Source organism: Acinetobacter celticus (genome assembly GCF_001707755.1).
Taxonomy (GTDB): domain Bacteria; phylum Pseudomonadota; class Gammaproteobacteria; order Pseudomonadales; family Moraxellaceae; genus Acinetobacter; species Acinetobacter celticus.
The window spans coordinates 58217-79804 of the sequence record NZ_MBDL01000014.1; the positions used below are offsets into that span (position 1 = coordinate 58217).

Sequence of the window (21588 nt, forward strand, 5' to 3'; positions counted from 1 at the left end):
GCTTACCATAATTTCCAGCCTGTAAATGCAAACAATAAAATGAGTAAACCTGAAGCAATGCGATACCAAGCAAAAACCATGAAATCACGTTTCGCCACATACGCAACCAAAACACGAATCAAAATCAATGCAGAGACAAATGAAACGATAATCCCTGTCGCCAGTACCAGCCAGTCTTGATTCGACTCAAAAACATGATAACTTTGATATAAATCGAGTAATCCTGCGCCAATAATAACGGGAATGCCCAAAAAGAATGAAAACTCAGTGGCCGCTTTACGCGATACGCCCAAGAACATTGCACCAATAATGGTTGCGCCAGAACGTGATGTCCCAGGAATAAGCGAAAGCACTTGAATCAAACCAATCCAAATGGCTTCTTTATAGCTGATATCTTCCACTTCAAGAGCATTCACTTTAGGCGGATGCTTTTCAATCCAGATGATGATAAAACCGCCGACAATCAAACCAATTGCAACAGCAATATCATTAAACAATAATTCTTTTACTGCCTGACCAAAAGTCAATCCAATCAAGACAATTGGAATAGATGCCATGATTAAACTAAAACCTAAACGGCGACCTTTTTCTTCACCTGTGAACATACCTGTTGCAGCACCCCAAAGGCGCGACCAGTATTCATAAATAACAGCGGCAATTGCACCCATTTGAATGGCAATGACAAAAACATCGCTTTTTTCTTTGGTCCAAAAGTTCATGAGTTCGGAAGCTAAAATTAAGTGCCCTGTACTTGAGACGGGCAAAAACTCAGTAATACCTTCAACAATACCCATAATTGCCGCTTTAAGCAGCAGTAAAAGATCCATACACATTCCTAATTATGGCTTGCCCTGTTCTGGGATTTTTTTCCAAGCATTGTCTCTTAGATAAACAGGCAACGCATATTCCGCAGTTACCCAATGTTGCTGCTGTGCATCTACGCGCGCTATGGCAGCAATATCCTGCGCCGTTGCACAGATATCTTGGTATTGTATTTGTTCTGGCTTAACTAAAGCTGAACCCGAGCCAATGACCGTAAATTTCACAGCCAGCTCGGCTTCGCTATAACTTAATAATTGTTCTGCATCGACAGCTTGCATAATGCCGTGCTCATCGCACTTAAAATTGGCAATATAAACTTCCTTCATTCGTGCATCTAGAACTGCGGTGACTTCAGTTAAACCCGCTATACGGTAAGCAGCCTGAGCCAAAGCCTGTAAGGTAGAAACAGGAATAACCGGCAGATCATTTGACCATGCCAATGCCTGCGTTACAGCAGCATTAATACGGACACCACTAAAAGAACCCGGCCCACGGCTAAAGGCAATCGCGGTGAAATCGGTCAACTGAATATTGACGTCAGTCAAACCCTGCTCAATTAACGGAAGAATCGTTTGCGTTTGTGCCTTCGCGCGCGCATCGAGTTGGAAATAAAGCTCTTGATTTTCATCTGCAATACAGACGGAACACTGCTCATTGGCAGATTCCAGTGCCAGCACCTTCATGCACAACCTTAACTAAATCGATTTAAAAAATGATGAATATCATACTCCACTCACCGTAGCTTCGCGAGAATTTCCAACTTTGGATACAAAAAAAGCCTAGAATTCTCTAGGCTCAATACGCAGGATGATTTATTTAAATCAATTCTACCGATTCAAGGGTCATGAACTTCGGAAAATGCGAGGCATAATGTAGGGCGCTGAGCGTCAATTTCTTGGCATCATCTTCACTTAATGTTTTGACCACTTTGCCCGGTGAACCCATCACAACTGAATTATCTGGAATCACTTTCCCTTCAGGAATCAGTGCATTGGCTCCAATAATACAATTTCGACCAATCACTGCATGATTCAAAACTACCGCATTAATACCAATTAAACTGTTGTCACCTACGGTACAACCATGCAGCATGGCTTGATGACCAATCGTGACATAATTGCCAATGTTCATTTCAATGCCCGCATCTGTATGTAATACGGCATTTTCTTGTACATTGGTCAAACTCCCCAAAGTAATTTTTGCATTGTCTGCACGAATAACTGCGCCAAACCAAACGCTCACTTGCTTGCCCAATTCTACTTGACCAACTACCGTCGCATTGTCTGCAACCCAACCATCCCAAGGTTGATGGACGGCTTTTGGAGAATGTCCTTGAAATTTATACAACATGGTTCTTCCTTGAAATAATCGATATGAATATTGAGCTCAGAAAATTTAGCGTTTAAAGTTTGTATTAAGCGAAAATGCAGGCGAATTAAGTAAAAATGGCCATTCTTTTTGATAATTCAGACCATATTGAAAAAGTGAAATAAGCATCCGTGCAGTCAACCCCCAAACAATTTCATTTTCAACCCGCATACTGGGAAAATAAAGCGACTGATGTGCATAACGGACTTCATACGGAATAGGCGGTGCTTGCATTAATTTTTCAATCGAAGCAAAAAAAATACGATCAATTTCTGTAGGTTGTGCAATCAGTTGAACTTGTGGCGGAATTAACCCAACCACAGGCTTAACCAACATGCCATTTTTAGCTTTTTGCATCGGTAAATCCCCCAAAAGACGAACATCAAAAGGGTTTAAAGCTGTTTCTTCATAAGCCTCACGCAGAGCCACCACAATATTACTGGTATCGTTCGGGTCACGTTTCCCCCCAGGGAAAGACACTTCACCGGCATGGTTGGACAAATAAAGTGAACGGCGTGTTAACAGAATTTTAGGATCAGCCTCATCCGTCACCGCAATTAAGACAGCAGCCTGCGCGTATTCTACCCGCGAAGAAAAGCGTAAACTTTGTTGCAGTTTTTGAGTTAAAGATCGATCTGTCATCCACGCTTCTCTTTGTTATTGTATTCATTTGATCATAGCCCAATTTTATAAGCCTTGCCTGAGAAATGATGCCAAAGTTCAATTTTTAAGTTAAGCTGTCTCTAAGCTAGAGCATTGACCTTGAATATGAACTTTTGCACGAATTGCGGAAATAAAACAGCTGAAAAAATTCCTCTTGGTGACCACCAAGTCCGCAGTGTATGCACTCAGTGCGGTTTTATTCATTATGTAAACCCAAAAGTGATTTGTGGTGCACTAGCCCTCTGGCAAAACAAAGTATTACTCTGTCGTCGTGCCATTGAACCACGTTATGGTCTATGGACATTGCCTGCAGGTTACATGGAACTTTTTGAAACCATGGAACAAGGTGCAGCCCGCGAAACGCGCGAAGAGGCAGAGGCTGAAGTTGATATTCAGCAGTTGTACTGTATGTACAATATTCCTCGCATTGGGCAAATTTATGTACTGTTTAAAGCCGATTTACTGGAAGGAAAATTTGGCGCAGGTGAAGAAACGATCGAATCTAAACTCTTTAGTGAAGATGAAATTCCGTGGGATGAACTGGCCTTTCCAAGTGTCGAACGCACACTCAGACATTATTTTGCAGACCGTAAAACAGGCCAATTTGAAATGCATTTAGAAACATTAGGTACTCGTTTAGATCATACAGGCTAATTTTTTAAGCTTTTATCCGTCATAAAAAGCCCATCATAGATGGGCTTTTTTATATTACTTGGTCTTAACTGTATAACACGGCGCAGGATCTAAACTAATCTCACCACCCGCAAGTTTTGCCAGTTCTTTCGCCTCTGTATCTGTTGGATTTTTCTGACTATAAGTCAAATTAAAACTGGCATAACTATTTGCCCATTTCACTATTTTCCCTGATGAATCCGTAAACACGATAGAGGATGGTTTAGTGCCTGTTGCTGTAGTTAACAAATTCCCGACTTTGACCAATGCCCCACCAACAACAATACTTTCACCGCTATCCGCAGAGGTTTTAATCGTGGTATTCATTCCAATTAATGCCCCATTAATTGTACCAAAAACTTGATCAGCCAAAATCATCCGAATAGAAAGTGCATTGGGGTTACTGGTATAACTACTTAAGAATGTCCTTGACACCGTACCAATGCGATATTGTTGAGTCCCTTGATGATCTTTCATCAACAGTGGATCTAACACATCATGACCGACACAGCCTGTTGCTGTATCTGTAGATAAATCGACTATTGTAGATGCTGTATTGGTAAAAACATCATCTGGTACATTTGGACGAATATTGGTTCGAATATCACCGTTACGATCAATGACAATTCCTAATTTAACCGATTTAATTTCTTTATTGGCAAACTTAAAAGTCATGTCCGCATAAAGTGGAAAAATGTAAGGCTGATTGGCAGGTGTATTTTCAATAGTTCTAAAAACGGTTTTATCTAAATAACTAATAGGATATTGTTTATAGAGGTCAAGCGTTCCCTTATAGTTCCCCTGATTTACTTTTTGTTCCCATAAGCCCAATCTTGCTGTGTCTTGTGGGGTCAGCGCAACAGTACTGTTTAATCCAGCAAGTGCTCTATATAAACCACCACCTATTCCAGCGATCATTTTGTCTGCAAGCAAAGTTCCTTGTTTAATAATCAATGGCTCTGCACCGACTTCATCAACATCAAATTTAAAGCCCAATTGACGTTTACGGTCAATTCCATGAGTAATTGGATCAATCCAATTGTCCTGTTGCGATGCCGTCATTAGCTTCGGTTTAACTTTTAACATCAATTGTAAGTTAACCCCACCAATTGTGCTCAGAGCACTATCAACCTTACCGCGCCATTGCACTCCACTACCAAAAGTCATACCTTGGCGGTCTGTCATGAGCATAAAATGACCAAATGAATTCGTTTGAGTGGTATCTTCTGGTTTACATTCGGGTTTATCACAACCCACTAATCCATTAGAACCACTAATACCTGCAATAATCATTTGTGGTGCTGAATATAAAGCAAATTCTGGTTGGAATACCGCAGCCACAGAAATGTTAGCTAATTTAGAAACCACCTTAAATGCATCATCATCACTGACTGTGGATAAATCTAACCACGGCGTAAATAAAGCATTAAATTGGGCATCATCTAAAGTAATAAAATCGGCTATTGTAATCGAACGACCAACTTTTTCTAAGTCTGTTCTATTTCCTGCAGTCATATACACAGGCTGAATTTCGGTCGCAACATCTATTTTATGGTCTTTTAGGGCAATGGCCTGAATAACTTTTGCCAGACGCATCGAAATTTTTACGGTTTCATCATTTTTATTGAGTGATTGCGCTTTCTGACCACTTATACCACTGGCAATATCCAACAAAGTTAAACGAGGAGGAGAGGTTTTACTTGCCACATTTGAAATGGTATTTAAATTTACTCGACCTAACTCAATTTTTTTATCTTTGTCACCCATTAAATAAAAAGTCACAGTATCGCCAATTCGACAGGCACCCGTCGATACACTTTCATTGGGATTAAATAAGGTAATAAATTTATTGGTGTTATCACTTGAACAGGTAAAATTTAAACCATCTAATGGATAATCCAGTACAAACTCTAAACAACCATCTGAATTACTCGCACAAGTACCATTTTCAGTACTGGTATCATTGATTTCTGGAATAATATTGGCACTTTCGCCCCCACAACCATTTAAAGCCAAAACTAATGCGCCTAATGCAAATGGCAATATTTTTTTATTTATCATCCTAATTCTCGTCTTTTATCCTTAACGGATTGCAATTAATTTCAGTTGTCCATAATTGGTTAAAGCGCGCTGCTCGACATCAATGGCCGTCGCTAATGGTGTGAGTAAAATATATTCAGTTTTTTTCGGAACTTGAATAACACCTTCTATGCGCTCTCTATATAAAGAATCCGCCCCACTATCATTATTTTTATAGCCTCCTGCCCCTTCTAGCACACATCCCTGTTCATCTAGAAAAACCACGAAAGGCCAATAAAATGTTGGGTTATTTTGTTTTGAGGCATAAGAGTTAATTTGAATATTTTGGATGGAATGATCAATTTTCACAACGTCAAAATCGAACTCATCATTCAATGGTGGCCGAGGCCATACATTCACTTCAGATTGTGCTTTTAAACTTTTGGCTTTTTTAATCTGTTTATCTTGAAAACACCGTTGTCCCAGCCCTGTGACTGCTTCATCTTTCGACACACGATAATAAGAAGTAGATAAGGTCACTGGCCCTTTCTCAATGCTTCGATTACTCTTAAAAATAGACTCAATCATCGATTTACTGACACCTTTTTCACGCTCTACCATCTGCATTCGTGTTGAGCCGATCTTTGTATCAATCACCCCTTCTGGCATTGCATAAAAACGCTTTTTCCCATCTAAATTAAACTCCTTATCCTCTAGATATTCGCTATTCACATACTGTTCACCATTTATTGCAGAAAACCCTGTGGGTTGTGTGGTATTTAGCGAAGTTTGTTGCACTGCCTCAGCAGGCTTCTTTAATAAAGTTTGAGGGACAACATTCAATAAGGATGCTGACTTTTTCTGCACTTCTGGTTTGAGAGTATCAATAGAATGTAATGGTGCAGATACCATTGCTTTTGGAAGATTCGCTACAGGTATTTGTTTAACTGCTACATCTGATTCGATGAATGTCTGGGGCGCAGTTTGCATAGCCCTTTTATCAAAGGCTGGTTTTACTGTTTGTGTCGCTAACGTTTTTGAAGCTTCTAATTGTTCCGGTTGAATACTGATTTTTTGTAAATTTGGACTACTCTTTTGAACAACTGGTATGTATGTGTTTTCATGAAGTCGGGACTCTAAATCATGAACCACTTTCTGGACTTTTTGTTCTTGTTGAGGATTTAACGGAGGAGTAGATTTAGGCAAAACATCATGAGGAATAACTTCGATTGATTTCGTTTCTACAGGATTGATTTGTAATTGTTTTATTGGTTCTAATGGCTGATTAACCGACTTTTTAGCCGTTGGCGAATCTGGCATTTGCACCACCATAGGCCGTCCATCTGGGCCAATAATGGTATGAAATGTGCCTGCATTAGAAGTAGATACTTGTAGCATACACACTGCAAGTACCGACTTTATGAATAAATTCCCTTTCATTATAAATAGTTACCCTACCATCGTGTTCTATAATTCAATCCCAGAATCGTGACTTTTGTATCTGTTTTTACATTTAAACCTGCATACGGGTTTAATAAAATATTATTCACTCCCGTACAGTTAGATAAACAACTGCTATTCGCAGGAATATTATCTTTACTCCGTAAAAAACCCAAAGACAAATCTAAATCAGTATCTGCATCAAAACGATAGCCTATACCTAAACCAAAGAGTTGTGCCCCGTTAATTGGAATCATGGTATTACGTCGGTTATCTGGTATTGCACTGGTTCGTGGTTCATAACCCGCACGTAATTTTAAACGGTCTGTTGCTGAATATTCCAAGCCAATCCCGAAATTCCAGGGTGAGGTAAATTTCAACGGTAAAGCCAAAGATGTGTCACTAATATTTTCTGACAATAATTTCGCAATTTTTAAAGCCGATACAGATCGGTCAAACTCGAAACGAAATTTGTCCCAGGCTTGATAGTCCGTCCAACCGACATCAAAGTTGACCTGTAAATCAGGCATTATTTTATATTTAATACCTGCTTGAAAGTGTTGTGGATATTCAAAATCCATGGACACTAAGCCTGATTCACTGGCAGGAACAGAACTAGGAAAACCTAAAATAGCTGCTAAAATTTGTCCCGTTGGGGAAGACATTAACCCTTTAATCAATTCTTGTGGCGCTTTAGAATTATCAATATGGTATTTACCTTTTAGGCGCATTTTTGCCGCGCTTTGATACACCATACCAAAACTAAAATCTTCAGTCGGTTCCCATAAAACCCCTAAGTTATAGCTTGGGCTGAGGAATTGTTCCATCGCAATTTGCATTTGACCAAAGCGACCAAATGGGTTCATCCCTTCTTCTGTATTACACATCCCAAGCAGAAGAATATCCGTAATAATATCGGAATTTTCTTTAAAAGGTGTACAGACCACCTCATCAATCATGCGAAGCATGCCGATCAGCTCATTCGGGAAGCGTAAATCTGTTTTCAAGCCAATAGCCTGATATGACATCCCGATACCGCCACCAATCGACAACTCATCACTGACCTGATAGGCCATGGTCGGCGATAAATAAGTGACACGTTCTAATGCAACTTGTTGCCCCATATAATTGCCTGGATTACCGTTTTCAGCACCAAAACCTGCAATTAAAGGTGCATATATGGCTGTTGCAAATGTTGCTTTAGAACCCGGTGGATTATATGCAATACCCGCAGTCGGTGCAGCCAATGGCATGCCTTCACCTAAATCCACCATTTTTTTCAATATCGGCACATACAGACTGGCATACTCGACATTACCCTGTACGGTACCCTTAAAGTCGGTACAAATATCCGAAGATATTTCTGGCCCATCATTACAGACCATCGGATCATCTGAATATCCAAAAACGTTATAACCTGCAGGGACAGAAAATTCGCGCTGAATATCAAAATTCGCAAGAATCCCTTGTACATCCGTTTGCAAGCCTTGAATTTTTGTTAAAGCTGCAGGGTTAAAATGCACAGCACTAATCCCTGGTGGGTCTGCCGTAACTGCATTTCCTAATGCCAAAGAACGTAAATCTACAGATAAATTTGTCCCTAGCTGAGCAAATGCTGTGCTAGAAAAGCCCGTTAAAATAATCGCGCTAACCAGTGGGCTTAGTCGAATTTTCTTCATACGACAGCCCTCTTAACGGAGTTTTTTTCCGAAGCCTAAAATATCAAGCGGGAAAGACAAGCCCAATGAAACATCTGGCGCATCCTCAGTTAAGCCCAAGCCCACAGTACCGTTTACAATCGTATCTGGAGAAACACGCACACCCAGTGATATTGCAAAAGTAGAACTGGTTTGGTCTGCAGGCGAATAAGATTCACCGGTGTGATAACTAAATTCAGCGCCGGTATTGAAACTTTGCTGATAAGACATGGTCATCGACACATCATAGTTAAATGAATAGGCAAAACCAAATGCAAAACCACCACTAATTCCAGGATCAAACGCATTAATAACTCGAGTTCCCCTGCGCTGATTTAAACCTTCTTCTTTTAAACCATAGTTGGCTGAAACAGATGCGAATAAAACAACAGGATCTATGTATTTACGTGTACTAGCACCGACACCCACAGAGTAATAACCTTTCCCTGTTGCTAAGTCTGAAGTGGCATTCACTTCATAAGGGCTGTCTCCAGTTTTAGTAGAAAGATTACCAAATAGGATTAATGGAAGACGGCCTGCTTGCAAAGGAAAGGGTTCCCAACGGGCGCCCAAAGAGATATCCCCTAAACCTGCAGTAGACGTATCTTTTAATAAATCTGATTTTGCGACTAAAGGTAAGGAAGCCGTAAAGGTAAGATTATCCAATACCCCATACTGCAAGGTGAACGTATTGGTCATCGAATGTGTTGCATTTTCTTGCACACGTAACTGATAGAGCTGACCTTTTGCCATCTCCATATCCAGTTGTGTATCACGATAATAGGTATAATCAATATCATAAAAAGAAGAGATTTCTCCCTTTTTAATTAATGAAAATTGACGTTCATTCGATGTAAAAACCTCTTGTAAATTTGTTTCCTGACTTGCATCGCCTTCTTGCTTTTGCAATGCAACTGAAGCATCCGTTTTTTCAGTTGGCGCTTGCTGTTCTGACCGTTGAGTTGACACAACATTAGCCGATTCAGTTGATTGCTGTTCTGATGCGTCTACGGCATCATATCCCCCAATTTCTGGTTCAGATGTTACGCTTTCAACTTGCTGATCGACTGATTCATATTCTCCTACTGGTTCTTCAGCCGCATATGCAACCCCTATTACCAGCTGAATACTCATGGCCAATATGGTTTTGTTCATCCATTTACTTTTCATATTCCATCCTACGGCTTTTATTTTTTTAATTTCGCTTTTTTAAAATTGATTTCATTGCAACAACACTATTTATTTTTATAATAGAGTCGCAAATAGTTATATTCTTGCTTACCATAATTGTCGGACTCTTCATTCATATTTTTATAGAGCCTAATTGTTGAAGCTTTGTCGGCAATTTTATTCATATAAAATTGTGGATATTGAATATCAACAAATGCATAGCGGTTGACTGTTGCATCATCTACATGGCGCATGTCTGCGTCTTGTAATGCTAATAAATTTTGTCTTTGCTCTGGTGCAACGCTAATCAGATATAAGGTATTATTTTCCCAAATTTCTTTGAAGCGAGTTTCATCAAAACTAATATTCCCTAAAGCCGGATCTGCCACATATACACGCCCATTTTTATAGCCTTTAAACACTACAAAATGTTTAAAACCTGCATAAGAAATAGGAACAATAGCTGGTTGACCTTGACTGACTAAATCTGAAAATTCACCTCGGTAACCTCCACTTTCCAAACCAAGAGCACCGACAAAACGTTTCATATCTAATAATGAGAAACTTCGGCGCTGAATAATTTTTTCAGTTTCACCATACTTCAGTAAACCATTCATAATTTGTTGTTCAGTCAATTGAGTTCCAACATACCCATTTAACAAGGTCGTTAAAGCTGCAGAACCACAACTATAATCATAGGCTTGGCGAACAATACCGCGGAATTGATCTTCAATGGCTGGCTTGATTTTGACTGCTTCACGATGCATACGTGTGAATGAATCATTACGAGAATCCAAAGTTTCAGTATATTGCACTGTCCCTGCTGGCTTTTCTTTTATATCGAAGGACTCTTTGGCAAAGTAATACATCAATGCCGAGCCTAAAGCTATCTCTAACATATCTTCTAACTTTTCTAGTTATCGGCAAATGATGTGCCTTTATTATCTTTATTTTAGAGCTTATGCTCTACTTCCATGTACTATGCAAGATACCTTTTTTTTCATAAAAAAACAGTATTTTTTTTATATTTTTGATGATTTTTAGCATTTTTATGTAAAAAAAAGCGCGTGAAAATCACGCGCATTTTTTAAGAAAAACTAGCGACCAGAAATAGTAATTACAGAACCTGCTGTATATTGACCAATTGATGGACTGTAATAAGTCTGAAGTCCTTGAACTTCAATATCGCCAATAGATCCAACTTTAGATCCAGCTTCTTTACTTCCTAGATAAACACCACTTACGTAAGTATCAATCGGACCTGAAGAGCTGACCATACGGAGATAACCCTTACTGGTATCATCTTTACCGACAACACTGATGTTTTGATTAATGGTTAGATTTTTCGAAGATGCATCAGCAACTTTAATACTGTCGATATGAATTACACCTGCAGCACGGTTCGCTACTGAAGAGCCGCTACCATCACCCAACTTAGTAGAGTTATCGACAATACCAAGATTTGCAATTTCCAAACCACCTATCATGGTTGTATTTAACTTAATCATGGCACCTTGTGGGGCTGCACCGACTTGAATATTCGCAGACATTTGACCTGTTTTTAATGTTAAACCGGTTAAAATTTTATTATAGTTTGTGTCATCACCACCGCGACGAATTGAATCAGTTGCTGCGGTACCAGAAGCAGTTACCCCAATTTCACCAATACTAATATCAAGCCCAGAAACCTGCGCAGCAATATTAATAAATGCTCCACCTTTAGCAGAAGTCCCTGCGTCAGAATCAATTTGTAAATCAGCTAAATTATGAGAAGCCAACAAAGCTTGTGAGTTCGCGGTAATGACAATACCATGATCTTTGTTTATGTCACCTGCTTTTCCATTGCCCTGAATAACAATTGCACCGGCTTTACCTGTACCGCCTACAATCGCTGTAGATGATACTTCTGCATTTGTAGCAAAACCAGGAGTTGGTGGAGTAGTAGCTGTATCAAAAACTAACTTCGTGCCTGTTACAACATTTTTAGCATCTGTTGCTAGACCATCATTATCGTGAATGAAGATTTTACCAATTTCAACTTTTGAAATACCAATACCGATATTAATACCGTCTTGACCTGTTGAAGCACTGAGCGCGGCATCATCCATTGCCTGCATTGCCATTGCATTTGCACTGATTGCCATAGAAGAAATTAAAGCTAGTTTAGTGAATTTTTTCATTTTACTCTCCCAAGAGTATTTTTTTTGATTGTCAGCCACTCGATATTTACAACTGATTATTTATTTTGTGGCAGTTGTTGTATCTTTCCTTGAGTGGCGTTCTCGCCTGATTAAGGTATATCTGTGTCATTTTTTGTTCAACTGCTGTTGGTCGCAATCTATCTCTTGCCGATAAACGGTATTTACAGTAACAAGCGGTCTGCATTGTTATAAACTAGACTTATCTTTCGTTCTGCATTTGATTTAGGCATGCATAATCAGCAAACTTCTCAAAAAATATTATTCAATTCGAATATTGCTCCAAGCCATATTCTAAAAGCATTGCATAATTTCCCACATGCCATTTATTTGCAGAACAATGGGAAACCCGTCATTGCATTTCTTGCAGATGAGTATTTTATTTTAATCGACCGCCAATTAACACATTGCATAAAATCGGGCCCTTTGAGCTATACCGAACATCAGGTTTCTCATCTTCCCTCATTTAAAAATAGCAATATCAGCAATCATCCCAACCATGGCTTTCAGGGTGGAGTGATGGGATTTATTAGCTATGATTATGGCGCTTTACAACAAATTCCTTTACCACAAAAAAATCAACCTAGCCTTTTTTTGGGTCATTTCAGTACTTACTTAGCATGGTCTGAAGCTGGTTGGGTATTAAACAGTGCAGCTGAACAGTTAGATGAAACCGAGTCATTACTTGTATCTGCAATGCAGAATTTATATGAGATGCCTAGTTTTAGCTTAACAGCACCTTGTGTGGCGCGATGGTCTAAAAAGCAATATGCGTCTGCTTTTCAGCATGTTCAGGAATATATTAAAGCAGGTGATTGTTATCAAATTAATCTAACTCAGGAGTTTATCGCACCAGCCACAGGTTGCTTATTAGACACAGCAGAACAATTTTGGCAACTGACCGATGCACCTTATGCAGGTTATTTAAGAGTTGATGATTTTGAATTACTGAGCTGTTCTCCTGAGCTGTTTATTGATTTTGAAATAGCACGAAAAGTTGTAACAAAGCCAATTAAAGGCACCATGCCTCGCTTTAGTGATCCTGTTTTAGATGAACAATCCAAGTCTGCCTTACAACGTTCTCAAAAAGATCAGGCAGAAAATGTCATGATTGTGGATTTATTACGTAATGATTTAAGTGTGTATGCCGAAACAGGTTCAGTTAAGACCCCTAAATTATTCAATATCGAATCATTTAACCAAGTGCATCATATGGTAAGCGAAGTAACGGCAACCTTAAAAAAAGAGGTTAATCCTTTTGAAATGTTATTGTCTGCCCTTCCTGGTGGCTCAATTACTGGTGCACCTAAAATTCGTGCCATGCAAATTATTAATGAATTAGAAGAAGCGCCACGTGGTGCATATTGCGGGTCAATGGGCTATTTCAACCATGATGGTACTGGTTCTTGGAATATTTTGATTCGATCTATTCAAAAGTATCAAAACGAAGTCTCATTATGGGCTGGCGGCGGTATTACTATTGCTTCAGATTGTGATGCAGAGTATCAAGAATGCTTTGATAAAGTCTCTGCCATGTTGGACTTACTGAACACATGGCATAAGCCAATATAGGTATAAAAAAAAGCGAATCTCTATTCGCTTTTTTCTTCTATTACGGTTTAAATCAATTCAAAATGTCATTTTTAAGCGTATTCACCAAACGTTGATTTTGCTCATCAGTACCAATCGTAATTCTTAAATACTGATTGATTCTGGGTTTATTAAAATACCGTACAATAATGCCCTTTTCACGCAATTCAGTTGCCAACTCTCCTGCATCTTTAGTCGGTAAAGATGCAAAAATGAAATTAGCTTTAGACGGTAAAACTTTAAACCCCATCTCTTCTAAATGAATCACTAGCTTTTCACGGCTGGCAATCACCTTATTATTTTGTGCTTCAAAATAACCCTGATCATCAAACGATGCAACAGCTGCAGCAATTGCAAATCGGTCAATTGGGTACGAATTAAAACTATTTTTAACGACTTCTAATGCAGCAATTAAATGTGGTTGCGCAACAGCAAAACCGACACGCAAACCAGCCAATGAACGAGATTTGGATGTGGTTTGACACACCACTAAATTTTCGTACTTTTCAACTAAAGCTACTGCTGATTCAGCACCAAAATCTACATAAGCTTCATCAATCACCACGACAGAATTTGGATTGGCTTGCAGTACTTCTTCAATGGCAGATAAGCCTAATGCAATGCTAGTAGGTGCATTGGGATTTGTGATTATAATGCCCCCATTCGGTTGCTTATAATCATCTACAACAATTTCAAAGTTTTCATTCAAAGGTAAAATTTTGGTTTTAGTGCTAATGCCAAAAAATTGGCTATATACAGGATAAAAACTGTACGTAATATCTGGATATAAAATTGGTTTGTCTTGCACAAAAAAAGCTTTAAAAATGTGAGCAAGAACTTCATCTGAGCCATTGCCTACAAATACATTTTCCACAGCCACATTTTGCTGCTTCGCAATCGCTTGTTTTAACTCTAATGCATCTGGGTCTGGATACAAGCGCAGAACATCAGCTGAATGCGCTAAAACAGCTTGCACCGCATTCACGACTTTTGGCGAAGGTGGATATGGGTTTTCATTGGTATTTAATTTTAATAAATTTTGAATTTTCGGTTGTTCGCCAGGTACATACGGATCTAATTCACGTACTTCTGGACTCCAAAAACGCATTTGTTCTGTAGTAATATTTGACATTTTATTTTCTCGTAACTCTCTCCTTTTAGAAGAGGATTAGGCAGAGGTCAATTCAATCACTCTCACCTAACCCTCCCAAAGGGAGAGGAATATTTTTACTGATATACGAATTATGACTTAGTTACTGATAACGATAGCGAGCAGAACGTGCATGTGCATCTAAGTTCTCTTCTTGTGCCAAAATATCTGCTGTTTTCGCAAGGGTTTTCACCCCTTCTTGTGAGCACATAATCAAACTCGTACGTTTTTGAAAATCATACACACCAAGCGGTGATGAAAAACGTGCCGTGCCCGAGGTCGGTAATACGTGATTTGGCCCTGCACAATAGTCGCCAATTGCTTCAGGAGTATAACGCCCCATAAAAATAGCACCCGCATGACGAATATTTTCTGCCATCTCTTGTGCATCATCTAGACTTAATTCCAAGTGCTCAGGTGCAACTTGGTTAATTAAATCAATTGCTTCTTGACGATCTTTTACTAGAACTAAAGCGCCACGATTGGCAATTGAGGTACGTGCTATTTCTGCTTTAGGCAAATGAGCAAGATGCTCTTCAATGGCCTGCTCAACTTCATTTAACAGTTGCTCATCTGGTGTAATGAAAATTGCTTGCGCCACAGTGTCATGTTCAGCTTGCGATAAAACATCCATCGCCAACCATTGAGCGTTGTTTTGACCTTCTGCATAAACCAAAATTTCAGAAGGCCCTGCAATCATATCAATCCCAACTTGGCCAAACACTGCACGTTTGGCAGCTGCAACAAAGCGATTCCCTGGCCCAGTAATTTTATCGACTGAAGGAATTGTTTCCGTACCATATGCCAAGGCAGCAACAGCTTGCGCACCACCAATGGTAAAGACACGGCTAACACCTGCCAAATAAGCAGCAGCGAGAACCAATGGATTTAACTCTCCATTTGGTGCAGGCACCACCATAATAATTTCAGGAACGCCGGCCACATGTGCAGGCACAGCATTCATTAATACAGACGATGGATAAGAGGCTAAACCACCTGGCACATAAATACCGACACGATCAAGGGGCGTTACTTTTTGACCTAAAGTATTGCCTAAAGCATCGACATAAGTCCAACCTTCTTGTTTCTGTGCTTGGTGAAACTCACGAATCCGATGAGCAGCAAGCTCTAGGGCCTCACGTACTTCAAATTTTAATCCATCAAATGCTGTTTTAAGCTGTTCTTGGCTCAGCTCTAGATCAGAAAATTGATGCGCTGGATGTCGATCGAACTGTTGTGTGAGTTTAAGAACATGAGTATCGCCATGCTGACGAACATCAGCAATGATTTGATCTACGGTTTTTAAAAGTTCTGGGTCACTCACGGTTTCAAAAGCCAACAAATCAGCAAAAACTTGTTTGAAATTTTGATCTTGAGTCGATAAACGTCGCATCAATTTATCCACAATGAAATAAAGGGAAGCTTTAGTTTACCTTGTTTCCTTTATTTTGTGGGCAATAATCCTCCAGCTTAAGCGAGAGTTTAATGAAAAACGCCTGTTACTTTATCTGGAAATGAACGTAAACCTTATTTTTTCAAACTAAAATCATGGGGCAGAATAAAAACAGCCAAATCTATGACCATCTAAAAGATTTCCCAATATTTTTCTATTGGACAGTTCAGCCCAGCCCAATCCAATTTTTCAAAAGCTATTACATGGCAGATTGTAGCTGAACGACAACTCTCAGGTTTCAATCAAGTCGTCAAACTTTGCCAATCCATCGCACAATATTTTAAGACAGTAAGACATCAGTTTTATATTCAAGCCATTTATCAATCTGGCCTTTATGTAATGATTCAAGGCAAACTTACCGTCCTGACACAAATCTGGCAACGCGTATTGCTACTTGTGGGGTCTATACCGTTGATGCTTTAAATCAACTCATTCAGATTCAATTTTATTGTATTTCAATATAATAAGCGCATTAAAAAACCGCCATCATAGATAGCGGTTTTTTAAAACAAAAAATATCAAATTATGTGTTCTTTAATGCTTCACGTGCTGCAACTGCTGTTTCTAATTGCGTAAGAATTGGATTCAACAAACTTTGTTTACGTTTAAAGCTGGCTTTATTAACAATTAAGCGTGAAGACACTGTACAAATTTCTTCAAGTGGCTCCAGACCATTGGCACGTAATGTATTACCTGTATCAACCACGTCGACAATATAATCCCCCAAACCGACCAATGGCGCAAGCTCCATTGAACCGTAGAGTTTAATCACATCGACCTGTTCACCTAAACTTGCATAATATTGGCGAGTTAGGTTTACATATTTAGTGGCAATCTTTAAACGACCTTTCGGGCGAACCATGCCAACTTTACCTGCTGTCATAAGTTTACAGTTGGCAATTTTTAAATCTAAAGGTTCATATACATTTTGTGCGCCATGTTCCATCAGCACATCTTTACCCGCCACACCTAAATCTGCAGCACCATTTTCGACATAAGTTGGTACATCAGATGCACGTAAAATAAGAATACGTACATGTTTATGTGTGGTTGGGAAAATTAATTTGCGGGATTTATCTGGATCTTCCAATAAATTAATTCCCGCTGTTTCTAACAGCGGTAAAGTCTCTTTTAAGATACGTCCCTTACTTAATGCTAAAGTTAAACCATGATCAAAATTTCCCATCACATCAAAATTGGGATCATCGTTTCTCATATCGCTCATTAACTTACTCGCTTAATTTGGGCACCTAAACCCTGTAATTTTGCTTCAATGTCCTCATAACCGCGATCAATATGATAAATACGGTCAATCAATGTTTCACCTTCGGCAACCAAAGCAGCCAGAACCAAAGAGAAAGAAGCACGCAAATCTGTTGCCATTACAGGTGCAGCAGATAATTTATCCACCCCTGTAACCACTGCATCATTGCCTTCGACCTGAATATTTGCACCCATTCGAGCCAATTCAGGTACATGCATAAAACGGTTTTCAAAAATTGTTTCAGAAATTGTTGCAAAACCACGGCCAATGGCATTGACCGCCATTAATTGCGCTTGCATATCTGTCGGAAACTCAGGATGCGGTAAAGTCTGGAAGCTGACAGCCTTTGGACGCTTGCCCATCATATCAAGTTCAATCCAATCTTCACCACGAGTAACTTCAGCACCCATTTCTTCAAACTTTTCAAGTACAGCTTCAAGTAAATTAGGGTCTGTATGCGTGGTTTTAATTTTACCACCAGTAATTGCAGCTGCCGCTAGGTAAGAACCTGTTTCTATACGGTCAGCAACCACAGCATATTCGCAACCATGTAGGCTTTCAACACCAGTCACGACTAGCGTATCTGTATCTAAACCTTCAATTTTTGCGCCCATTTTAATCAACATTTTCGCAAGATCAGTAATCTCAGGTTCGCGCGCAGCATTACGAATTGTAGTAACACCATCTGCAAGCACAGCTGCCGTTAAGATATTTTCAGTACCGCCAACGGTTACCATATCAAAAACAACTTCACCACCTTTTAAACGACCGTCTACCTTGGCATGAACATAGCCATTTTCAACTTCAATTTCAGCACCTAAAGCTTCTAAAGCTTTTAAATGTTGATCAACTGGACGTGAACCAATAGCACAACCGCCTGGTAACGATACTTGTGCACTACCATAGCGCGCCAATAATGGACCAAGCACCAAAATAGATGCACGCATTGTTTTGACCAGTTCATACGGTGCAAATTGATTATCTAAAGTTGAAATATCCGCTTTTACGGTGTCTCCTTCATAAGAAATTTGAACACCCAAACCTCCAATCAATTTTACCAAAGTATTCACATCTTTAAGATTAGGTACATTGGTTAAGGTAATCGGTGAATCTGCAAGTATCATGGCTGCCAGTAATGGAAGAGCCGCATTCTTTGCGCCAGAAATACGCACTTCACCTTCGAGCTTCAGACCGCCCTGAATTAAAAATTTATCCATTAAATCATTAAGCTCCGAACATGCTTGCTTTACGCCATTCTTCTTGGGTCATTGCACGAATAGTGACCGCGTGTACTTCGCCGCTGGCAATATAGGAATTCAACGGTGCGTAAACTGCTTGCTGACGCGCAACAGGACGCTTGCCTTCAAACTGACCATCGACAATACGAAGATCAAATTTGCCGCCTTGCCCACTTACTGCAACTTCAGCCTCTGGAAACGCAGCTTTTAAAATATCAGTGAGCTGTTCACTATTCATCGCAAAACCTCTTAATAGGACTAAGGGTGTAAACATGCCATTTTACTATAAATAAAAAAAATAATTCATTAGTCGCATACAATATATGTATAAAAAAAGAGGTTAATCAAAACCTCTTTTTTAACAACACACTAACTATACATCTACGGGTAGGTAAATCAACTGCATTTGTCGATGGCGATGAAGTTGTCTTTTTAATTTTTCTGTCATTTTTTTAATTGAAGTGTACATATCATCAGCGGTTGCTTGAGCAAACAATTCAGCCCCTGGCAAACGAATAATCGCTTCGGCAATATGATTTAAACTTCCTTTTCTTGAACGCTGATCGACTTGATGATCTTTCATCAGCTTCACTTGCATGCTGTTGACTTGATCTAAATGCTTGGTCATCTCGGCAAATTTTAAACGAATATCTTCTTCAATAGCAGGTGTTACAGTTAAATGATGACCACGAATTGTAATTTGCATAACTCTATCCCTCACCTTCTTTTAGGATTAGCAAGGAAATCGCCAAAATTTTCCAATGTGTGCAAATTACTGGAGCTCTGCATTCAACATCACAACATTTTGGCTATTCCTTAAAATAAAAAGAGATTCATTCTTTTGTCATAATGAGGCTCTAGAATACGCAGATTTTAAAAATCAGATCAAGACTTTTCGTTCAGATGATGACGGAATATGTAACGATTCACGATATTTTGCAACAGTCCGTCGCGCGACATCAATCCCTTCATCTTTCAATAAATTTGCAATAACATTATCAGATAAGGGCTTTCGAGCATTTTCTTCTGCAACAAGTTTTTTAATTTTCGCCCGAATTGCGGTAGAAGAGGCTTCCCCACCAGATGTGGTTCCAACATGACTAGAAAAAAAGTATTTCAACTCATACAAACCACGTGGCGTCAGCAAAAATTTATTGGTCGTAACACGAGAAACCGTTGATTCATGCAATTCAACTTCTTCAGCAATATCTCGCAATACCAACGGTTTCATTCCCTCTGGCCCAATTTCAAAAAAAGCCCTTTGATGTTTAACAATGCAAGTTGCCACTTTTAATAAAGTTTTATGTCGCTCATCTACACTTTTAATAAAGTTTTTAGCTTCTAACATTTGATTACGCAAATACTGATTATCATCACTTTGATCAGCACGTTTAATCATACTGGCATAAAAAGAATTGACTCGAAGTTTAGGCATAATATCTGGATTGAGTTGCACAAACCAATGCTCATTTTTTTTAGAAACAACAACATCCGGAATTTGATAATCAGAATCTCGATCTTCAAATTTTAGACCGGGATGTGCTTTTAAGGTTTTTAACAGCTCAACAGCGCCTTTAAGTTGCTCAGTATTTAATCCCGTTTGCTTAATCAACTTGGGCAATTCATTTGAAATCAACAATTCATAATGCTGAAGTAAAAGCGTAGCTTCTTTGCGATTGACCGTAAAAGATGGCAAACTTTCCAATTGAACCATCAAGCATTCTGCTAAATTTCGTGCCCCAATACCAACAGGATCTAAACGCTGTATATGCTTTAAAACAACTAAAACTTCATCATCCTCAATCACTTCGTCATAATCCATACTTTGCAATAAATGCTGTACAGATTGAGTGATTTCTGAAATTTCACAGTCTAAAAACCCCTTATGATCAAGAGAATCAACAATACAGTGTGCAATTAAATTATCGACAATAGAAAAGTGTAATAAGTTAATCTGCTCTAACATATGCTCTTTTAAACTTAAATGACCTTGTCGATTATCTTCACGTTCTTCAAACTCAGAAGTACCTAAACTTGTAGGTTGATGGGTATACACATCATCCCAATCGGTATCTACAGGTAAATCATCAGGTAAGTGATCTGCATTCAACTCATTGGTCAGATCTTTAACATCCTGATCTTTTAATATCGCCAGATTCTCAATGTCTGTTTGCTCTTCAATTTTTTCCAGTAGTGGATTACTATCAAGTTGTATCTGAATCTCTTGTTCCAATTCGAGACTAGAAAGCTGAAGCAAACGAATGGCTTGTTGCAGTTGAGGCGTTAATGATAACGAGTTTGCAACTCTTAATCCAACCGATAACTTCATATTCATTTTTCCTCATTTTCTGGCGCGAGTTATAAGCAATTATTGTGCCGATTTTATTTTTTTATAGCATAATTATACTAAAAAACATACAATTTTCTTTATTCTGAGTTTTATAACATAAACTTAACAGCTTTTCACACAATAGGTAAAAATCACTTTTTATTCAATAATCCTCCTACTCTTAATAATACTAAGCTCTCCTATTTCTGCTTTTATTCAAACACTTAAAACTCAGTTTTCCGCCCTACTCCATATTAATCGCCTTTCCTTATGTTTATTTCCTTCATTTGTTATCTTATATTTTCTTATTTTTATTTTTCCTGCATAAAAAAAACCCCCTCAGTCTTGTGACTGAGGGGGTTTTTAGAATTAATGAGCTGGCGATGACTTACTCTCACATGGGTAACCCCACACTACCATCAGCGCAAAGAGGTTTCACTTCTGAGTTCGGGAAGGGATCAGGTGGTTCACTCTTGCTATTGTCGCCAGCACAACTGTTTATGACTACTCGCTAT

At 39.0% G+C, this 21588-nt stretch carries 19 protein-coding genes and 1 rRNA gene; 2 read left to right on the plus strand and 18 right to left on the minus strand.

The features are described 5' to 3' along the window. Positions 1-2: 2 nt before the first annotated feature. From BBP83_RS14310 to BBP83_RS14325, 4 genes are all read right to left on the minus strand, one after another. A complete protein-coding gene (locus BBP83_RS14310; protein WP_068889714.1) occupies positions 3-827 on the minus strand; it encodes an undecaprenyl-diphosphate phosphatase in 825 nt (274 codons plus the stop codon). 12 nt (positions 828-839) lie between these two features. Further along, entirely contained in the window at positions 840-1505 is a 666-nt protein-coding gene (gene tsaB / locus BBP83_RS14315; RefSeq protein ID WP_068889717.1) for a tRNA (adenosine(37)-N6)-threonylcarbamoyltransferase complex dimerization subunit type 1 TsaB, read from the minus strand. A gap of 133 nt (positions 1506-1638) precedes the next feature. Beyond that, positions 1639-2172: a gamma carbonic anhydrase family protein gene (locus BBP83_RS14320; protein WP_068889718.1), complete on the minus strand. Its 534-nt coding sequence runs from the start codon at positions 2170-2172 to the stop codon at positions 1639-1641. 45 nt (positions 2173-2217) lie between these two features. Beyond that, positions 2218-2832, minus strand: coding sequence for an NUDIX hydrolase (locus BBP83_RS14325; RefSeq protein ID WP_068889720.1), 615 nt, complete (start codon positions 2830-2832; stop codon positions 2218-2220). A 126-nt stretch (positions 2833-2958) separates the two neighbouring features. Here BBP83_RS14325 and BBP83_RS14330 point away from each other — a divergent pair, with 126 nt between their 5' ends. Then, positions 2959-3507, plus strand: a complete 549-nt coding sequence (locus BBP83_RS14330) for an NUDIX hydrolase (RefSeq protein ID WP_068889722.1) — start codon at positions 2959-2961, stop codon at positions 3505-3507. Between the two features lie 54 nt (positions 3508-3561). Here BBP83_RS14330 and filF read toward each other — a convergent pair whose 3' ends face one another. From filF to filA, 6 genes are all read right to left on the minus strand, one after another. Next, positions 3562-5586: a putative pilus system protein FilF gene (gene filF / locus BBP83_RS14335; RefSeq protein WP_068889724.1), complete on the minus strand. Its 2025-nt coding sequence runs from the start codon at positions 5584-5586 to the stop codon at positions 3562-3564. Between the two features lie 21 nt (positions 5587-5607). Continuing rightward, the gene (filE, locus tag BBP83_RS14340; RefSeq protein ID WP_245669769.1) at positions 5608-6942 is read right to left on the minus strand and encodes a putative pilus assembly protein FilE; all 1335 of its coding nucleotides are present in this window, start codon (positions 6940-6942) and stop codon (positions 5608-5610) included. A 56-nt stretch (positions 6943-6998) separates the two neighbouring features. Further along, positions 6999-8663 (minus strand): putative pilus system OmpP1/FadL family transporter FilD, encoded by a 1665-nt coding sequence (gene filD, locus BBP83_RS14345; protein WP_068889728.1) that lies wholly within the window; start codon positions 8661-8663, stop codon positions 6999-7001. Positions 8664-8675: 12 nt separating this feature from the next. Then, a complete protein-coding gene (gene filC, locus BBP83_RS14350) occupies positions 8676-9851 on the minus strand; it encodes a putative pilus system protein FilC (protein WP_068889730.1) in 1176 nt (391 codons plus the stop codon). 65 nt (positions 9852-9916) lie between these two features. After that, positions 9917-10750 (minus strand): putative pilus system C39 family peptidase FilB, encoded by an 834-nt coding sequence (gene filB, locus BBP83_RS14355; RefSeq protein WP_068889733.1) that lies wholly within the window; start codon positions 10748-10750, stop codon positions 9917-9919. 198 nt (positions 10751-10948) lie between these two features. Next, positions 10949-12031: a putative pilus system protein FilA gene (gene filA / locus BBP83_RS14360; RefSeq protein ID WP_068889735.1), complete on the minus strand. Its 1083-nt coding sequence runs from the start codon at positions 12029-12031 to the stop codon at positions 10949-10951. 249 nt (positions 12032-12280) lie between these two features. On the opposite strand from filA, the gene BBP83_RS14365 reads away from it, so the two are divergent. After that, positions 12281-13621 (plus strand): anthranilate synthase component I family protein, encoded by a 1341-nt coding sequence (locus tag BBP83_RS14365; RefSeq protein ID WP_068889737.1) that lies wholly within the window; start codon positions 12281-12283, stop codon positions 13619-13621. Positions 13622-13673: 52 nt separating this feature from the next. Here the strand turns inward: BBP83_RS14365 and hisC are convergent, their stop codons facing one another. The 8 genes from hisC to rrf form a co-directional block, all read right to left on the minus strand. Next, entirely contained in the window at positions 13674-14771 is a 1098-nt protein-coding gene (gene hisC / locus BBP83_RS14370) for a histidinol-phosphate transaminase (RefSeq protein ID WP_068889739.1), read from the minus strand. A gap of 121 nt (positions 14772-14892) precedes the next feature. Further along, on the minus strand, positions 14893-16194 hold the full coding sequence (gene hisD, locus BBP83_RS14375) for a histidinol dehydrogenase (RefSeq protein ID WP_171258118.1): 1302 nt from the start codon (positions 16192-16194) through the stop codon (positions 14893-14895). A 571-nt stretch (positions 16195-16765) separates the two neighbouring features. Continuing rightward, a complete protein-coding gene (gene hisG / locus BBP83_RS14380; protein ID WP_068889742.1) occupies positions 16766-17467 on the minus strand; it encodes an ATP phosphoribosyltransferase in 702 nt (233 codons plus the stop codon). After that, positions 17467-18723 carry a UDP-N-acetylglucosamine 1-carboxyvinyltransferase gene (gene murA / locus BBP83_RS14385; RefSeq protein ID WP_068889744.1) on the minus strand — a complete coding sequence of 419 codons (1257 nt, stop codon included), beginning with the start codon at positions 18721-18723 and terminating at the stop codon, positions 17467-17469. Before murA ends, hisG begins: the two co-directional genes overlap by 1 nt. 7 nt (positions 18724-18730) lie before the next feature. Then, a complete protein-coding gene (gene ibaG / locus BBP83_RS14390) occupies positions 18731-18982 on the minus strand; it encodes a BolA family iron metabolism protein IbaG (RefSeq protein ID WP_068889746.1) in 252 nt (83 codons plus the stop codon). A gap of 135 nt (positions 18983-19117) precedes the next feature. Then, entirely contained in the window at positions 19118-19450 is a 333-nt protein-coding gene (gene hpf, locus BBP83_RS14395; RefSeq protein WP_068889748.1) for a ribosome hibernation-promoting factor, HPF/YfiA family, read from the minus strand. Between the two features lie 174 nt (positions 19451-19624). After that, positions 19625-21073, minus strand: a complete 1449-nt coding sequence (locus BBP83_RS14400) for an RNA polymerase factor sigma-54 (RefSeq protein WP_068889750.1) — start codon at positions 21071-21073, stop codon at positions 19625-19627. A 375-nt stretch (positions 21074-21448) separates the two neighbouring features. After that, positions 21449-21563 (minus strand): 5S ribosomal RNA (gene rrf, locus BBP83_RS14405). Between the last annotated feature and the right edge of the window lie 25 nt (positions 21564-21588).

Excerpts from the sequence above, each read along its gene's own strand:
- BBP83_RS14310 (WP_068889714.1), bottom strand. The coding sequence starts at position 827 with ATGGATCTTTTACTGCTGCTTAAAGCGGCAATTATGGGTATTGTTGAA.
- tsaB (WP_068889717.1), bottom strand. The coding sequence starts at position 1,505 with ATGAAGGTGCTGGCACTGGAATCTGCCAATGAGCAGTGTTCCGTCTGT.
- BBP83_RS14320 (WP_068889718.1), bottom strand. The coding sequence starts at position 2,172 with ATGTTGTATAAATTTCAAGGACATTCTCCAAAAGCCGTCCATCAACCT.
- BBP83_RS14325 (WP_068889720.1), bottom strand. The coding sequence starts at position 2,832 with ATGACAGATCGATCTTTAACTCAAAAACTGCAACAAAGTTTACGCTTT.
- BBP83_RS14330 (WP_068889722.1), top strand. The coding sequence starts at position 2,959 with ATGAACTTTTGCACGAATTGCGGAAATAAAACAGCTGAAAAAATTCCT.
- filF (WP_068889724.1), bottom strand. The coding sequence starts at position 5,586 with ATGATAAATAAAAAAATATTGCCATTTGCATTAGGCGCATTAGTTTTG.
- filE (WP_245669769.1), bottom strand. The coding sequence starts at position 6,942 with ATGCTACAAGTATCTACTTCTAATGCAGGCACATTTCATACCATTATT.
- filD (WP_068889728.1), bottom strand. The coding sequence starts at position 8,663 with ATGAAGAAAATTCGACTAAGCCCACTGGTTAGCGCGATTATTTTAACG.
- filC (WP_068889730.1), bottom strand. The coding sequence starts at position 9,851 with ATGAAAAGTAAATGGATGAACAAAACCATATTGGCCATGAGTATTCAG.
- filB (WP_068889733.1), bottom strand. The coding sequence starts at position 10,750 with ATGTTAGAGATAGCTTTAGGCTCGGCATTGATGTATTACTTTGCCAAA.
- filA (WP_068889735.1), bottom strand. The coding sequence starts at position 12,031 with ATGAAAAAATTCACTAAACTAGCTTTAATTTCTTCTATGGCAATCAGT.
- BBP83_RS14365 (WP_068889737.1), top strand. The coding sequence starts at position 12,281 with ATGCATAATCAGCAAACTTCTCAAAAAATATTATTCAATTCGAATATT.
- hisC (WP_068889739.1), bottom strand. The coding sequence starts at position 14,771 with ATGTCAAATATTACTACAGAACAAATGCGTTTTTGGAGTCCAGAAGTA.
- hisG (WP_068889742.1), bottom strand. The coding sequence starts at position 17,467 with ATGAGCGATATGAGAAACGATGATCCCAATTTTGATGTGATGGGAAAT.
- murA (WP_068889744.1), bottom strand. The coding sequence starts at position 18,723 with ATGGATAAATTTTTAATTCAGGGCGGTCTGAAGCTCGAAGGTGAAGTG.
- ibaG (WP_068889746.1), bottom strand. The coding sequence starts at position 18,982 with ATGAATAGTGAACAGCTCACTGATATTTTAAAAGCTGCGTTTCCAGAG.
- hpf (WP_068889748.1), bottom strand. The coding sequence starts at position 19,450 with ATGCAAATTACAATTCGTGGTCATCATTTAACTGTAACACCTGCTATT.
- BBP83_RS14400 (WP_068889750.1), bottom strand. The coding sequence starts at position 21,073 with ATGAAGTTATCGGTTGGATTAAGAGTTGCAAACTCGTTATCATTAACG.